Consider the following 16,024-nt stretch of genomic DNA (forward strand, 5'->3'; position numbering starts at 1 on the left):
CCCTGGCCGACTTCACCCAGGAGAAGAAATGACCGAGACCATCGTCCGCCAGCCCATAACCCGCTCGGCCACCGCACCCCTGGACCCACCGGCCGAATATCACGAACTCCGGGAGGACAAACCGGTCCACCGGGTCCGCTTCCCGAACGGGCTGGAGGGCTGGCTGGTCACCCGCTTCGAGGAGGGCAGCGCGGTATTCGGCGACCCCCGGTTCACCGCCCGCCGCCAGCGTCACGACACACTGCCCGGTGAAGTCGGCGAGGCCGGGCAGGACGCGCCGTTCGACCCGGTGTTCGTGATGATGGACGAGCCGGACCACAGCCTCTACCGGCGGCTGCTGGCAGGCCGTTTCACACCGAAGAGTATCCAGAACAGGCTGCAGCCCTATATCGATCAGATCGTCGACGACCATCTGAACGCGATCGCCGCGGGCCCTCCGACATTCGACTTCGTGCAGGCGATGTCGCTGCCCATCCCCTGTCTGGTGATTTGCGAGCTGCTCGGCGTTCCCTACGCCGACCGCGACGGATTCCATCATGCCACCGAGGTCATGACGGATGTGGGCAACCCCCGCGAGGTGCGCGACAAAGGCGCGCACTGGCTGATCGCGTACATCACCGAGCTGATCGCGGACAAGAAGCGCACCAACGCAACCGGCGACCTGCTCGCCGAACTCATAGCGGCACAACGCGCGGACGCTTCTTTCGTGACCGACGATCAGCTCATCGGGATGGGCGTACTCCTGCTTTTCGCCGGTCACGACACCACCGCCGGCATGCTGGGCCTGTCCACCTACACATTGCTGACCCACCCCGACCAACGGCGCTATCTGATCGAGCACGCGGATGAACCGATGAAGGTCGGCTCGATGGTCGAGGAGCTGATGCGCTACCTGACCATCGTCCAGTTCGGGCTGGGGCGCGTCGCTCTGGAAGATGTCGAGCTCGGCGATGTCGTGATCGGTCAGGGCGATCTGGTGGTGGTGGCGATGAACGCCGCCAACCGCGACCCCCGCGTCTTCACCGATCCCGACGTCCCCGACTTCGAACGGAAGATGACCCGCCACTTGGCCTTCGGGTACGGGGTCCATCAATGCCTCGGCCAGAACGTGGCCCGCGCCGAACTGAAAACCGTGCTGCCCAAGCTCTTTCAACGCTTTCCCGACCTGCGCCTGGCCGTACCGGCGGACGAGGTCCCCATGGACGTCACCGGAACCAACTACGGCGTGAAGGAACTTCTGGTCACGCGGTGACGACAGCGGCGTCACTCGGCACGAACGGGGATTGCCGCGGTCAGGGTGGTGCCGTGGCCGATGTGGCTGGTGATGTGCAGGTGGCCGCCGAGGGCTTCGATCCGGTCGGTCAGGCCGGTCAGCCCGGACCCCTTGCCGGGGTCGGCTCCGCCCACTCCATCGTCATGAATCCGCAGACAAAGACCGCCGTCGTTCATCGTCGCACACAAGGTCACCTCGGATGCCTGCGCGTGTTTGACCGCGTTCGTCAGCGCTTCCGCCGCAACGTAATACGCGGCGACTTCGGTGGATTCCGGCATGGACCGGTCGATGTCGACGGCGAGATCGACCGGGACCGCGGAGCGACGGGCGAGCGCCTTGAGCGCCGGGCCGAGTCCGCCGTCGGAGAGAATGGCCGGGTGGATCCCGCGGGAGATCGCGCGCAAGTCCTCCGACACGTCGACCAACCCCCGAACGATCTGGGAGAGTTCGGTTTTCAGGGTGTCCAACTCGGAAGGTACTGCGGTGCGGGCGGTCTGCAAAGCGAGTCCCAGGGAGACGAGGCGTTGTTGCGCGCCGTCGTGCAGATCACGTTCGAATCGGCGCCGAGCCTGGTCCGCGGCGACGACGATGCGGGCGCGGGAGGCGGTGAGCTCGGCGTGCGCCTCGGTATTCGCGATTGCGGTCGCGACGAGGTCGGCGAACTCGGCCAGCCGCTGCTCGGTGTCGGGCGGTAACGGCTCTCGACCTGTGGTTCCGGCGACGATAGCGCCCCATACGTGGCCGTCGACGACGATCGGAGCACCGACACCGGCATGCAGGCCATAGAAACGGATCAGCGCGGCGGCCGAGCCGGCGGCTCGGTCATGGCTGTTCATCCGGGCGGTGGTGCCGCTGTGCAACACCATCGCCGCCACATTGTCGCCCTCAAGGGTGAATCGCATACCCACCGGCATTCTCGGCAATTCAGGCTCGTCGCGGGCAGCGACGAGAACGGCCGAGCCGTCGGGCTGGAAACGCAGCAGGGTTGCGTTGAACACCCCGAGACAGCGGGCCGATTCCCGCGCCACCGCCGAGAACACCTCCGACGATGTCGCACCGCGCGCGACGAGGGTGGCCACCCGGCGCAACGCGGCTTGCTGCCGGGCCACGCGATCGGCTTCCCGGCGTCGTCGATCAGCCTCGGCCGCGTGCGAACGGGCCAGTGCGGCAAGGGTATTGGCCGATACCGCGACGATCAGAAACACCGCGACCGTGATGGCGTTCTGCGGGGCGACCGGGCCGGATTCGGTGGGCCAGTGCCGAAAATAGTCGAAGCCGATGGCGCTGACGACCGATGTGATCACCGCCGGCCCGAGTCCCCACACCGTGGAGATCATCAGGACCCCGAGCAGATACAGCACTCCGAACGAGTTGCCGGGAGCGATCCGCTCGAGCCCCAGCACCACCACCGTCTCCGCAGCGATGACCAACGCTGCGACGGTGAGGCCGAGCGACAGCGACGGCGGCGCCGGGCGCATGGACAGTGAGAGCCGGCGGAAACGCCAGCCGCGTCCGTGTGACGGTTTCGGGATCATGATGTGGCGCTCACATCGATCATCGACGGGTATGGATGAATCCTCGGTTCCGACATCCATCGTAGCCGTCCACGTCATATCGTCATCCAGAGCAGGCCCTCCTACGACCTCGTCGCAGTGACGTCCGCGGCGATGTCGCCGCCGCCGTGACCATCGTCGATGGTGGCGTGCCACCGTAGCGGCAAATCCCGAGTCGGGTAGAGGTCCACTCCGTATCGGCGGGTTTTTCCGGGTAGCCGTAATGCGCGCTGGGAGCGGCGGGGGCAGACTGCGATCATGATCGCAAGGGCCGACTCGCTGTGTTGCGTGATCGTCGACGACAGCCCCTTTTTCCTGGCTGCTGCCCGAAACCTGTTGCAGCAGCAGGGAATCAGCATTGTCGGCGTGGCAGCCACTGTCAGCGAGGCGCTGCGGCGCGTCGAGGGACTCCGGCCCGATCTGGCCCTGGTCGATATCGATCTCGGCGGAGAGAGCGGCTTCGAGCTGGCCGAGCGGCTGGCTGGGACATCGGTGCCGGTTGTGCTGATATCCACTCATGCGCAGCAGGATTTCGCCGACCTGATCGCGGAGAGTCCGGCGGTGGGTTTCCTGGCCAAATCGGACTTGTCGTCGGTGGCGATCCTCGCGCTGCTCGATGGACGCGACGGGGATCGGATCAGCGCGATTCGAGGAACGTGATCACCGCGAGCACTCGGCGGTGATCGTCAGCTTCCTCCGCCAGATCCAGTTTGGTCAGAATGCTGCGCACGTGCTTTTCGACCGTGCCCTCGGTGACCCACAGCTGCCGGGCGATACCGGCATTCGAACGTCCCTCGGCCATCAACGCCAGGACCTCGCGCTCGCGCGCGCTGAGCATCGCGAGCGGATCGTTGCGCCGTCGGGCCGACACCAATTCCGTCACCACCATAGGGTCGACGACCGAGGCTCCTTTGGCGATTCGCCCGAGGGTGCCGATGAAGTCCTCGACATCGGTGATCCGGCTCTTCAGCAGATAGCCGATTCCGTGCCCGCTGGCCAGTAACTCCATCGCGTGTTCGACATCGGAGTGCGCCGACAGGACGAGGATGCCGATGTCGGGGAATTCCGCACGGATGACACGGGCCGCGTCCAGCCCCTCGGTGGTGTGCGAGGGCGGCATGCGAATGTCGACCACCACCACATCGGGCGGCTCCTGCCGAACCATCGCCAGCAGCTGCGCGGCGTCGCCGGCCTGCCCCACGACCTCGAACCCCGACCTGGCCAGCAGGCTCGCCACACCCTCGCGCAGCAAGACGTCGTCCTCGGCGAGAAGCACCCGCAGCGGGGTTGTCACCTGGGCTCGACCTCCTCGGATGCTCGGGACGCGACCGATCGGATTCGAGCATAGTCCGGGCGTATTGCAGCTGGCAGGTAGACCGGAAGTGGGGTTGGCGGGCACCGCGTATGGGCGTCAGCGCCGACGACATCGGCATCCGGGCGAGCAATTCTGAGAGGTGTCCACCAGACAGATTCGAGGAGTCGTGACATGGTCACTTCCACAGAGTTCCGTTCAGCCGAGACGAACACTGCCGACACAGAGATCGCGATAACCTCAGCCCGCGGGCTCGGGTCGAAATATGCGGTGGAGTTGATCGGCACCTTCTTTCTCGTATTCACGGTGGGGGCGGCCATCCGCAGCGGAAACCAGCTCGCCCCGTTGGCCATCGGCGCGGTTCTGATGGTGATGATCTATGCCGGGGGACACCTCTCCGGCGGGCACTACAACCCGGCGGTGACCCTGGCGGTGCTGGTGCGGCGCCGGATCGAGTTTCGCGACGCCGTGCGGTATTGGGTCGCACAACTGGTCGCCGGACTGCTCGCGGCACTGGTGGTGCGTTACGTGGTAGATCCGGCACGAACCGCGACCACGTCGACCCTGACACTGACCGGTCACACGCTGGGGGCCGCGTTCGCGGTGGAACTGTTGTTCACCTTCGCGCTGTGCTACGTGATGCTCAACGTCGCCACCAGCAAGAGTCACCCTGACAACTCCTTCTACGGCCTCGCGATCGGATTCACCGTCGTCGCAGGCGCATTCGCGGTCGGCGCGATCTCCGGAGGCGCATTCAACCCGGCGGTCACCCTCGGTGCGGCGGTGATGGGTGTCTTCGCCTGGCCGACGCTCTGGGTGTATTTCGTGGCGCAACTCCTCGCCGCCGCGGGGGCGGGCGCGGTATTCCTCGCGCTCAACCCCGACGACGAATGACCTCAACCGATAGGAAGGCACGACAATGACGAAACCCATGCGCATCGCGGGGATCGCGGTCCCCGACAGCCGAGTGGTGGCCGAGGCCACCGACCTCGTCCGCGGTATTGCTCCGGCACTGCTGTTCCATCACTCTCGCCGCGTCTACCTGTTCGGGATGCTGCAGGGGCAACTGCGCGGGCTCGAGCCTGATCCTGAGCTGCTGTATGTCGGTGCTATGTTCCACGACCTGGGGCTGACCGATGCCTATCGCACCGAGGATCGGCGCTTCGAGGTCGACGGCGCGGACGAGGCTCGCCGATTCCTCCTCGAGCACGGCATCGAACCCGAAGCGGCACAACGGGTCTGGACTGCCATCGCTCTGCACACCACGCCCGGAATCCCCGAGCACATGGAACCCGAGATCGCACTGGTGACCGCCGGTGTCGAAACCGACGTTCTCGGCATCGGATACCACGACCTGGCACCCGCCGACATCGAAGCCGTCACCGACGCTCACCCACGGCCCGATTTCAAACGACAGATTCTCGCCGCGTTCACCAAGGGCTTCGCCGATCGTCCCGACACCACGTTCGGCACCGTCAATGCCGACGTTCTCGCCCACTTCGTCCCCGGCTTCGTCCGAACGGACTTCGTGGACGTCATCGAATCCAATCCCTGGCCCGAATAAATCGCCCCCCTACCTATCAGGAGCAACGATCATGACTCAGACCGAAACACGCCTCGGCTTCCGAGCATCGGCACAACTGGCCGGCCACCTGCAGCGGGTCCTCGTCGACCTGACCGCCCTGCACCTGAACGGCAAACAGGCACACTGGAATGTCGTGGGTCACAACTTCCGCGACCTCCACCTGCAGCTCGACGAGATCGTCGATGCCGCCCGCGACGCGAGCGACACCATCGCCGAACGTATGCGAGCCCTCGACGCCGTGCCCGACGGTCGGCCGCGAACAGTGTCGGCCGCCACCGGATTGCCGGTACTCCCGCCCGGCGAACAAGACACCTCCAGTGTCGTAGACCTGGTCACCACCCAGATCCGCACCACTGTCGCGACGATGCGCGAGGTGCACGACGAGGTGGACGCCGAGGACCCGTCCACTGCCGATCTTCTGCACGCCAGGATCGATCAACTCGAGAAGCTGGCATGGCTGCTCAGCTCCGAGAACCGCGGCAGATAGGCGTCATCGGTGAGCCGGACTACACAGCGTAGCCCGGCTCACCGCGGCAAACGGGTCGATGCCGACACTCGACTCTTAGAGCACATAGTGATAATAGTTAGATATGTACTCGGGTATGACCGACCTCTCCGAACTGAACTCCCGGACCCCCGTTCTCGTCGGGGTCGGACAGTCCTCCGAACGTATCGACGATCCCGGATACCGCGGGTTGTCCGCCGTCGAACTCGCGGCCGAGGCCGCCGCCGAGGCGCTGGCCGACACGGGTGCCGACACTGTCGCACTGGGCGCCGCGATCGAAACCGTCGCCGCTGTCCGGCAATTCGAGATCTCCACCCCCGGGGCTCGAGCACCACTGGGCAAGTCCGACAATTATCCGCGCTCGGTAGCGCGCCGAATCGGAGCCGACCCGCGTAAGGCCATACTCGAAGTCAGTGGCGGACAGTCCCCGCAACATCTGGTCACGGAAATGGCCGCGACAATCGCCCGTGGTGACCTCGAGGTAGCACTGGTCTGCGGTTCGGAGGCAATTTCGACTACCCGCCACCTCGCCAAGTCCGCCGACAAACCGGATTTCAGCGAAACCGTCGGAGGCGAGCTGGAAGATCGCGGTTACGGTCTCGAGGGCCTGTCCTCCCGGCACCTGGCCATGCACGGCCTCACCAACGCACCGAGCCAATACGCGCTGTTCGAGAATGCGCGACGAGCACGACTGAAGCAGTCGCGAGCGGACTACGCGCTGTCCATGGGCCGCCTGTTCGCGCCCTTCTCCGCGGTGGCCGCGGCCAATCCGCACGCCGCCGCACCCGTGCAGCGGGACGCACACGAGCTGGCTACACCGACCGAGCGCAACCGATTCATATCCGAGCCCTATCCGCGGTTTCTCGTCGCTCGTGACCAGGTCAACCAGGGTGCGGCCGTACTTCTCATGTCCGTTGCGGCCGCCCGGCGTCTCGGCGTTCCCGAAGAGCGCTGGGTGTTCCTGCACGGCCATGCCGATTTGCGCGAGCCCGCACTGATGGACCGCGAGGACCTCTCGTGCGCGCCGGCGTCGGTCATGGCGGTCCGGCACGCGCTGGAAGTCGCGGGGATCGAGCTGGACGAGATCGCGACATTCGATCTGTACAGCTGCTTCCCCATCGCGGTATCCAACATCTGCGACGGCCTGGATCTGGCGCCGGACGATCCGCGCGGACTGACCCTCACCGGGGGCTTGCCCTTCTTCGGCGGCGCGGGCAACAACTACTCCATGCACGCCATCGCCGAAACCGTGAACCGGTTACGTGCCCGACCGGGCACCTTCGGTCTGGTGGGCGCCAACGGCGGCACTCTGAGCAAGTATTCGGTCGGCATCTACTCGACCGCTCCCGCCCCGTGGCGTGCCGACCGTAGCGCGGAACTGCAGGCCGATATCGATGCGTGGCCTACCCCTGAGCAGGCGGCGGCCGCCGACGGCTGGGCGACCATCGAGACCTACACCGTGAAGCACGGCCACAACGGTGAACGCACCGGTGTGGTGATCGGGCGCCTCGAGGCCGATGCCCGCCGCTTCGTCGCCATGACCCAGCAAGGCGACGAGGAGATTCTCGGTCGGCTCGGTACCGGCGAACCGATCGGCACCCGCGTCTACGTCCGCTCGTTCGGTTTCGGAAACCGGGTGACCACGGACCAGGCCCGGATGGACGAACTGTTCCCACCTCGGCCGAAGGTGTTGCGCGAGAACTACGAACACGTGTCGGTCCGCCGCGACGGTCATCTGCTCGAGATCACCATCAACCGGCCCGAGGTGCGCAACAGCCTGCACCCGCCGGCCAACGAGGAACTCGACGAGATCTTCGACGCCTACTTCGCCGATCCGGACCTCTGGGTAGCCATCCTGACCGGCGCCGGGGACAAGGCATTCTCGGCCGGAAACGACCTCGTCTACTCCGCGTCCGGGAAATCCGTATGGGTGCCCAAGAACGGGTTCGCCGGGCTGACCAGCCGCCGGGATATGACGAAACCAGTCATCGCCGCGGTCAACGGTTTCGCCATGGGCGGCGGGTGCGAAATAGCACTCGCCTGCCATCTCATCGTCGCCGACGAGACCGCGACGTTCGCGCTGTCCGAAGTGAAAGTCGGCCTCGCTGCCGGGGCGGGCGGCCTGGTACGACTGCCGCGCGCGATACCGGCGAAGCTCGCCAACGAGATGATCCTCACCGGCAAACGCATCACCGCCGCCCAAGCCCACTCCTACGGTTTGGTCAACCGTGTGGTGGCCCCCGGTACCGCGATGGCGGGAGCCCGCGCGTTGGCAGCCGAGATTCTCGACGGCAGCCCCACTTCCGTGCGCGCCTCACTGCAGATCATGAGCGAGACCGCCGGCATCGCCGATACCCTCGACGCCGTCACCCACCTCTCGCCGGCGCTCGACGCACTCCTGCTCAGCGAAGACAGCGTCGAAGGAATGACCGCCTTCGCGCAGAAGCGACGGCCCGTATGGCGCAATCGGTGAGCATCGACTTCACCCGCCTGAAGTACTTCGTGGCGGTCGCCGAAGAACTGCACTTCAAACGCGCGGCCGACCGTTTGCACATCACGCCGCCACCGCTGAGCAAGCAGATCAAACTGCTGGAGCGCGAGCTCGGCGGCGAGTTGTTCGCGCGCAGCTACCACGACGTGAGGCTGACACCACTCGGCGCGGCGCTGGTCGAGCCGGCTCACCGCATTCTCGACATGGTGACCGAGCTCCGAGCGACCGCGAGCAAGATCGCCGGGAGCGCCGGGCCGCTGCGCGTCGGTGCGACGGCATTCGCGCCCTCCGATTTCCTGTACGCCTTCGAGGATGCGGTCAACCAATTAACCGCTGCGCCAACGCAATTCAGCATTCCCGGCTCCGCCGCGGAGGTTGCTGCCCACCTGGTCGCCGGCCATCTCGACCTCGGCCTGATCCATTTGCCGTGTCCCGAATCCCGAGTCGACTTCCGCGTGATCTCCCGGTACCGAAGCGGTATCGCGGTACGCAACGACGATCCTCTGGCCGCGCGCGAAGTCATCACGATCGATGATCTGCGCGATCGCGAGGTAGCCGTGGACATCGCACGAGCCAATCCCCTGGCTATGGCGACGCTGACCCGCCGCCTCAACTCCAGCGGTGTCGCGCGAGTCGTGGAAGCCGCCGGCAGCCGCGCGAGTGAGGTCGAACTCGCGGCCCAGGTACGGAGCAGGCGACTGGTCCTGCTGATCGCCTACGCTCCCGATTCCATCCTCGGCCGGGTCTTCTCGCCACCACAGTTCAAGTTGATCCCCATCGACGACCAGCGGTGGAAACCGGGACAACTCGCGCTCGCGTGGTCACGCGACCGCCCGGAGCAGCATCCCGCACTCCGGGCGGCCATCGACGAACTGACGGAGACCTTCGACGCGGCGTGACACTTACCAGCCGGTACGGCCTAGGGGGGCGGAGACCGGCTGGGCCGTCGGCCGGCGGCCGCCCCCAACGATCAGGAGGTTCGGGGCACCGCGATCTCGAGCACACCCTGCCGCAGCAGATCGTCGATCCGGTCCTCGTCGAGGCCGAGCAGATCCTCAGCGATCCGGCGGGTCTGCTCCCCGAGCAACGGCGCCGGTCCATACGGCGGCTCAGCCACAGGGTCGGCGTGAATCTGCACGTTCTCCAGCACATACGGCTCACGCCCGCGGGGATGACGTTCTTCGCGGAACGCGCCCCGCTGCTTGCAGTAGGCCCAATCGGGCAGATCGGCGCCGCGCAGCATCGCACCGGCGGGAACGCCCGCCTCCTGCAGCAACTTCATCGCATCCGAAGGTGCGTGCTCGCGTGTCCATTTCGCGAGCGCGGTGTCGATGCGGTCCCGCTGCGCGTGGCGACCGGCAGCGGTGGACAGCGCCTCGTCGTCCAGCAGGTCGGTGCGCCCGATCGCCGAGCACAGTGCGGCCCAATCCGTATCGTCGCGGACCGTGACGGCGAGCCACTCGTCGTCGCCGGCAGCCGGGAACAGCCCCCACGGCGCATCCCGCTCGAGAACATCCGCCTGCGGTAGCCCGCCTTCGAGCAGGTGACCGGCCGCGATCACGGGGGCGAAGTGACCGAGCATCACCTCGGACTGGGCGACACTGACCGACCCGCCGAGCCGGGTGCGTTCCCGGCGGATCAGCAGAGCCAACGCGCCCAGCGCACCGATACGAGCGCAGACATGGTCGGGATATACCGTGATCGCGTCACTGAAGGAACCCGGATCATCCGGATAGACCCACCGAGCGGTGCAGCCGGTGGCCGCGCGCACCAACGGGCCGTAGCCCAGGCGGCGCGACCACGGGCCGGTGGGCCCGAACGCGGAACTGTCGACGACCACGATTCCGGGATTCACGTCTTCGAGTGAGCCGTAATCCAGTCCGAGCGAATTCATTACGCCCGGTTTGAAATTCGTCAATACGATATCGGCGGAGCGAACCAGTTGCCGGACCAGTTTCTGGCCGGCGGGGTTGCGCAGATCGATTCCGATGCTGCGCTTGTTGCGGTGCCCGGCCGCGAAACCCGGCGTCATCCCGGCTGGGCCCTGGGCGCCTCGCGCACCGTCGATGAAGGCGGAATTCTCGATCTTGATGACATCGGCACCGAGATCGCCGAACAGCCGGCCGGTGTCACCACCCACCACGATCACGCCGAAATCGAGGACTCGGATATCGTCGAGCGGCAACCCCGGACGAGTGCGGGGGCGGGCGGCCAGGATGTCGCCTCGCGGTCGTTGTTCTGCTGTGGTCTCCGGTGGGGTGTCTACCCAGGCCCGCGCACCGTCGATTTCCATGGCCCCCGCCGGCACCGGCACGATCACACCGGGCGCCAGTTCGACCTCACGCAGGAAGCCCCGTGACCTGATCTGCTCGGTGGCCAGTGCCTCGTCCGGCGTCAGCACGCTCGCCGTGGGGACCCCGTATTCCTGTCCCTGCTGCTCGAGTTCCGTCCGCGTCTTGTCTGCGAAGTGCCGCCCGATGGCAGGCAACAGGTCCGGTGATTTGAATCGGACCAGGAGCTTGTCGTACTTCGGGTCCGCGAATTCCTGCGGGCGTCCCATCCACTCGAACATGCCACGCCACTGCCGCTGGGCCAGTACGCAGATCCGTACGAACCCGTCCTTGCACGCGATGATGGGGTACTTGTACCGCTCGTCCGCACGACCCCGCGGAAGCGAACTCAGCGGTACTCCGGCCGACGCGCTCCCAGTCATGCCGTAGGCGGGATCGAGTGCTTGCATCGCACCGTCGAGTACGGAGAAATCGATCCGGCACCCCGATCCGGTGCGCAGCCGGTCGACATACATGCTCAGCGCCTCGAACGCCGCCTGGGCGGCTGCGACGTCATAGGGCAGCTCCCCTGGCGGCATCAGCGGGGCCCGGCCAGGGAGGCCGGAGCGGGACAACTCACTGGTGAGGGCATGGATGACCGGTGTGGTGGCCTGCCATCGGCTGAAGTCGTTGTCACGGCCGAAGTCACTGATGGACAGCACCACGAGCGACGGATGAGTTGTGGTGATCTCCGGTATCGCGAGTGTGGCTTCGGCGGAACTACCCGGCGCCGTGTTCTCGATCAGGATGTCCGATGCGGCAAGCACCTTCTCCCATTCCGAGCGCCCGGCATCGGTGGCCGGATCGATCGTGACCGCGCCGGCTCCACGCGCGGCAATCGCACTGCCGAGCGCGATCCCGCCGACCACTGGACCGAAGCCGGAGTCGTCGGTGACGCCGGCGAGCCGAACCCTGACGACCGTTGCGCCCAGATCGATGAGGAGGCGGCCGACGCCCTGCATGGGCCCGGACACGAGGTCCACGACTCGGACTCCGAGCAGCGGCGGATCGTAGCTGGGGGTGATGTCGCTCAAGGCCAACTCCCATGTCGGTTCGTACGAGATGTTTTGCCCGAGAGCCTGTTCGGCGATGGCGTCCGATGCGGCAACCACGGGCTGTACTACCGATGCTGGTGCCGGAGAACCGAGTTGTACATCACAGATAAGGACACCGGCACATGTCCCGTCGGCTCATCTGTCCGTGAGCGGGCCGGTCGTTTACGGCTCGCTCGGATGGTGAGAGCGTCGAGGACGAGCAGCACGACGAAGTGACGAATTCGAGAGGGCAGCATGACGAAAGCCGAAGGGCCACCGACAACACCACACACCCTTGCCGAGGAGGTCCGTTCCTGGCTGGCGGACAATTGGCACGGTACCGACGACAGCGCCTGGCGCGCCCGCGTCGTCGAGTCGGGGTGGGCGGCGCCGACCTGGCCCAGCGATTCGTTCGGCCGCGGGCTGTCCCGGCCGGACGCGAAGACGGTACGCGACGAATTCCGCGCCGCCGGCGCACGCGGGGCCGCCGTCGAGCACCGGGGTTTCACCGCACTCGCGGGAAACACGATCGTCGAGTTCGGCTCGGCGCAGATGAAGCGCGACATTCTGCCGAAACTCCTGTCCGGGGAATGGAGCCGCGGTTGCCTGCTGTACAGCGAGCCGAGCAACGGGTCGGACCTGGCCGGGCTACAGACCCGCGCCGACCAGCACGACGATGTGTTCATCGTCAACGGTCAGAAGATCTGGACAACCGGCGGCCATGAGGCCGATTGCGCGCTGCTGCTCGCCCGCACCGACTGGGACCGGCCCAAGCACGCCGGCATCAGCTTCTTCATCATTCCCATGGACCTGCCCGGGATCGAGGTTCGCCCGATCAAGCAGATGACCGGCGAATCGGATTTCAACGAAGTCTTCCTCACCGACGTCCGTGTCCCGGCAAGCGCGCTCATCGGCGAACTGAACGACGGCTGGCGAGTGCTGCAGACAGCACTCAAGGAAGAGCGCCGCACGATGGGCTTCGAGATCGGAGCGCCCACACGCGATGACAATGCTCGACCCGCGATCTTCACCGCATCCGATGACCTGGTCGCCGCGGCTCGGGCGGCCGGCAAACTCGGCGACGAGGCCGTCCGGCAGGAGATCATGCGCATCCACTCCTGGCGGCTGGTGAACGACTGGAACGCCGTTCGGGCGAAAAAACAGATCGAAGCGGGCGGAGGTTCCTCGTTGGCCTCACTGGGCAAGCTCGCGAAATCACGGATTCTGCACTCCGCCTGGGGCCTTCGCTTCCGGTTGCTGGGTGCGCGCGGACTTCTCTACGACGAGAGCGACAAACAAGCCTACGAGGTCGACCATCAAATGATGTGGTCGTTCATCAATTCGATCGGCGGCGGCACCGACCAGATTCAACGCAACATCATCGGCGAGCGCATCCTCGGGCTGCCGAAGGGCCACGAGCCCGACCGGGGCGTGCCGTTCCGGGACGTACGCAAGGGCGGCACCGCCGTGCAGGACGGGAACTAGGAGAATGACGTTGTTCGCAACATTCACCGACGAGCAGAACCAGTTACGCGCGCTCGTTCGCGAATACGTGCGGGAAAAGTCGCCCGAGACGGAGGTGCGCCGGCTCATGGCCACCGACGAGGGGTACGACCCCGTGATATGGACCCAGATGGCACGCGATCTCGGACTGCAGGGTCTCGCGATTCCGGAGCAGTACGGCGGTCAGGGCGCCGGCTGGATCGAACTGGGCATCGTGCTGGAGGAGACCGGACGCGCACTGCTGTGCGCCCCCTTCTTCTCGACGGTGGTGCTGGCCGCCACCACCCTGCTCGAGTCGGGCGACGAAGAAGCCAAGGAGCAGTACCTTCCCGCGATCGCCGACGGGTCGCTGATCGCCACGGTTGCTCTGATCGTGGATCACGGATGCTGGAACCCCGACGACGTCACGGTGCGCGCGACACACGACCCCGACGGCTGGACCTTGAACGGTACCCAGCCCTACGTCCTCGACGGTGCGCACGCCCAGCTGATCATCGTGCCCGCCCGCACCGCAACCGGCATTTCACTGTTCGCGATCGATACCACCGGCAGTGCGATCGTCCGCACGCCGTCCATCACCCTGGACCAGACCCGCAAGCTCGCGGTGGTGGAGCTGGACTCGACCCCGGCACGCCTGATCGGCGCCGAAGGCGGCGGCCGGCAGGTGCTGGAACGGGTGCTGGATTTCGCCGCCGTCGCACTGGCCGCCGAGCAGGTCGGCGGCGCCGAGGCCGCGTTGGACATGTCGACCGCCTACCTCAAGACACGCGTGCAGTTCGGTCAGGTGATCGGCGCCTTCCAAGCCCTCAAGCACATGGCCGCCGACGTCCTGATCGAAGTCGAGTCCGCGAAGTCAGCCGCCTACTACGCGCTGGCCGCGGCAGCTGCGGACAACGAGGAACTGCCCGCGGCGGCGGCGCTGGCCCGAGCCTATTGCAGCGAAGCGTTCGTCACCGCGGCGCACCAGAACATCCAATTCCACGGGGGCATGGGCTTCACCTGGGAAGTGCCCGCCCACCTGTATTTCAAGCGCGCGCGATCATCGGAACTGCTGCTCGGCGACGCCGGCACGCACCGCGCCAGATTGGCCCAGCGGATCGGTATTTAGCAGCCATCGCCTAAGGTCTCGAGCCGTAGCGGCGCGAACCGCCGACTGTGACCGAATCGCGGCGCGGCACAGAGTTTGTCGCGCCGCGAGCACCGAGGGCATCGTTCGGCACATGACCCGCCCAACTCTCGACGATCGACTCTCTCAGCCCATATTTGTCAGAGTAGTCAAAGTCAGCCGAACACATCTATATCCAGCTTACAGTGGGGACTTAACCAGACGAGCCTGTCGAATGCACCGCCGGGAAGCAGCGTTTTTGACTATATTGTCAAACGATGACATGGTAGGCGTATTCGAAAGGAGTCCGAGATGACCGAACTTCCGTCGGCTCGGCCCACGGGCTGGTTCCAGGTCGCTTGGTCTGCGGACCTCGGGGACGGCGAGGTCAAGGCCCTGCACTATTTCGGCACCGAACTCGTGGCATTCCGCGGAAACGATTGCCATGTACGGGTTCTCGACGCCCACTGTCGGCATGTGGGCGCTCATCTGGGCCACGGTGGGTGCGTGGTGGGCGATGATATTCAGTGTCCCTTCCACGGGTGGAGATGGAACGGCGAGGGGCGCAATACGCACATTCCGTACCACGACAAGCCCAACCGGGTCCGGCGCGTGCGGGCGTGGCCGGTCACCGAACGCAACGAGTCGATCTACATCTGGCACGATTCCGAGGGCAGGCCGCCGAGCTGGGAAGTCCCCGACGCATTCCCCGCGCTCGGCGACCACATTGCCCGCGTCGACTATTTTCCACTCACCGAACAGGCTCGGTCGCGCCACGCCGGAGTTCACGTCCACCCTCAGGTGATCGCCGAAAATGCCGTCGACCCTTGGCATTTCAGGTTCGTACACCACACTCCCCACGCACCGGTCGTGCTCCGCGAGACCGTCCAGGGCGCGCGCTGGCAGTCCAAGGTCGGATTCGGACGTCGCTGGAGCGACGGCGTGGACAGGGCCGAAGATACGTCGAATACGATCGAAATTCTGTGGTCGGGCATCGGTCTGAGCTTCAACGGCGAGGTCACCGCCGACGGAATCCGGGTTATCGCAATCTGCCCCACACCGGTCGACGACACCACCACCGACATCTTCGCCACGTACTGGATCGACAAGGACAACGGACGATACGACGAGCGGCTGGCTCAAGCCAAACTGGCCCTGCCCGACGACATCGCGATCTGGGAACACCAGAAGTACATGGACCCTCCGGGCCTGGCCCCCTCCGAAGCCGCGGGCTTCCGGCGCCTGCGCACCTGGGCGACCCGTTTCTACCCCGAAACGGCGCCCGCCGATCCGAACTCCGCCGCCGCGCCGGTGTGAGCGCGCATCCGGAAGC

13 protein-coding genes are annotated in these 16,024 nt (G+C 66.0%); 10 read left to right on the forward strand and 3 right to left on the reverse strand.

Annotated features, from left to right (window positions below):
* Positions 1-28: 28 nt before the first annotated feature.
* Positions 29-1,252, forward strand: coding sequence for a cytochrome P450 (locus tag NN2_RS01445; RefSeq protein ID WP_063009592.1), 1,224 nt, complete (start codon positions 29-31; stop codon positions 1,250-1,252).
* Between the two features lie 11 nt (positions 1,253-1,263).
* Here NN2_RS01445 and NN2_RS01450 read toward each other — a convergent pair whose 3' ends face one another.
* Positions 1,264-2,808, reverse strand: a complete 1,545-nt coding sequence (locus NN2_RS01450) for a sensor histidine kinase (RefSeq protein WP_063009594.1) — start codon at positions 2,806-2,808, stop codon at positions 1,264-1,266.
* Positions 2,809-3,084: 276 nt separating this feature from the next.
* On the opposite strand from NN2_RS01450, the gene NN2_RS01455 reads away from it, so the two are divergent.
* The gene (locus NN2_RS01455; RefSeq protein WP_063009596.1) at positions 3,085-3,486 is read left to right on the forward strand and encodes a response regulator; all 402 of its coding nucleotides are present in this window, start codon (positions 3,085-3,087) and stop codon (positions 3,484-3,486) included.
* Here the strand turns inward: NN2_RS01455 and NN2_RS01460 are convergent.
* Positions 3,464-4,120, reverse strand: coding sequence for a response regulator (locus tag NN2_RS01460; RefSeq protein ID WP_063009598.1), 657 nt, complete (start codon positions 4,118-4,120; stop codon positions 3,464-3,466). The two genes, NN2_RS01455 and NN2_RS01460, sit on opposite strands and share 23 nt — an antisense overlap.
* A gap of 192 nt (positions 4,121-4,312) precedes the next feature.
* Here NN2_RS01460 and NN2_RS01465 point away from each other — a divergent pair, with 192 nt between their 5' ends.
* From NN2_RS01465 to NN2_RS01485, 5 genes are all read left to right on the forward strand, one after another.
* The gene (locus NN2_RS01465) at positions 4,313-5,032 is read left to right on the forward strand and encodes an MIP/aquaporin family protein (protein ID WP_082856632.1); all 720 of its coding nucleotides are present in this window, start codon (positions 4,313-4,315) and stop codon (positions 5,030-5,032) included.
* A 25-nt stretch (positions 5,033-5,057) separates the two neighbouring features.
* Positions 5,058-5,702 carry an HD domain-containing protein gene (locus tag NN2_RS01470; RefSeq protein WP_063009599.1) on the forward strand — a complete coding sequence of 215 codons (645 nt, stop codon included), beginning with the start codon at positions 5,058-5,060 and terminating at the stop codon, positions 5,700-5,702.
* A gap of 31 nt (positions 5,703-5,733) precedes the next feature.
* The gene (locus tag NN2_RS01475) at positions 5,734-6,210 is read left to right on the forward strand and encodes a Dps family protein (RefSeq protein ID WP_063009601.1); all 477 of its coding nucleotides are present in this window, start codon (positions 5,734-5,736) and stop codon (positions 6,208-6,210) included.
* A gap of 115 nt (positions 6,211-6,325) precedes the next feature.
* Positions 6,326-8,701 (forward strand): acetyl-CoA acetyltransferase, encoded by a 2,376-nt coding sequence (locus NN2_RS01480; RefSeq protein ID WP_063009868.1) that lies wholly within the window; start codon positions 6,326-6,328, stop codon positions 8,699-8,701.
* Positions 8,698-9,618 (forward strand): LysR family transcriptional regulator, encoded by a 921-nt coding sequence (locus NN2_RS01485; protein ID WP_063009867.1) that lies wholly within the window; start codon positions 8,698-8,700, stop codon positions 9,616-9,618. The genes NN2_RS01480 and NN2_RS01485 overlap by 4 nt, the downstream gene beginning before the upstream one ends.
* A gap of 71 nt (positions 9,619-9,689) precedes the next feature.
* Here the strand turns inward: NN2_RS01485 and NN2_RS01490 are convergent, their stop codons facing one another.
* Positions 9,690-12,074, reverse strand: a complete 2,385-nt coding sequence (locus NN2_RS01490) for a CaiB/BaiF CoA-transferase family protein (RefSeq protein ID WP_063009870.1) — start codon at positions 12,072-12,074, stop codon at positions 9,690-9,692.
* Between the two features lie 264 nt (positions 12,075-12,338).
* Here NN2_RS01490 and NN2_RS01495 point away from each other — a divergent pair, with 264 nt between their 5' ends.
* The 3 genes from NN2_RS01495 (at position 12,339) to NN2_RS01505 (ending at position 16,008) form a co-directional block, all read left to right on the forward strand.
* Positions 12,339-13,568 (forward strand): acyl-CoA dehydrogenase family protein, encoded by a 1,230-nt coding sequence (locus NN2_RS01495; protein WP_063009603.1) that lies wholly within the window; start codon positions 12,339-12,341, stop codon positions 13,566-13,568.
* A gap of 4 nt (positions 13,569-13,572) precedes the next feature.
* Positions 13,573-14,694 (forward strand): acyl-CoA dehydrogenase family protein, encoded by a 1,122-nt coding sequence (locus tag NN2_RS01500; protein WP_063009605.1) that lies wholly within the window; start codon positions 13,573-13,575, stop codon positions 14,692-14,694.
* A 309-nt stretch (positions 14,695-15,003) separates the two neighbouring features.
* Positions 15,004-16,008: a Rieske 2Fe-2S domain-containing protein gene (locus NN2_RS01505; RefSeq protein ID WP_063009607.1), complete on the forward strand. Its 1,005-nt coding sequence runs from the start codon at positions 15,004-15,006 to the stop codon at positions 16,006-16,008.
* Positions 16,009-16,024 lie beyond the last annotated feature (16 nt).

It is taken from the genome of Nocardia nova NBRC 15556 (assembly GCF_001613005.1).
In the GTDB taxonomy this organism is placed as follows: domain Bacteria; phylum Actinomycetota; class Actinomycetes; order Mycobacteriales; family Mycobacteriaceae; genus Nocardia; species Nocardia nova.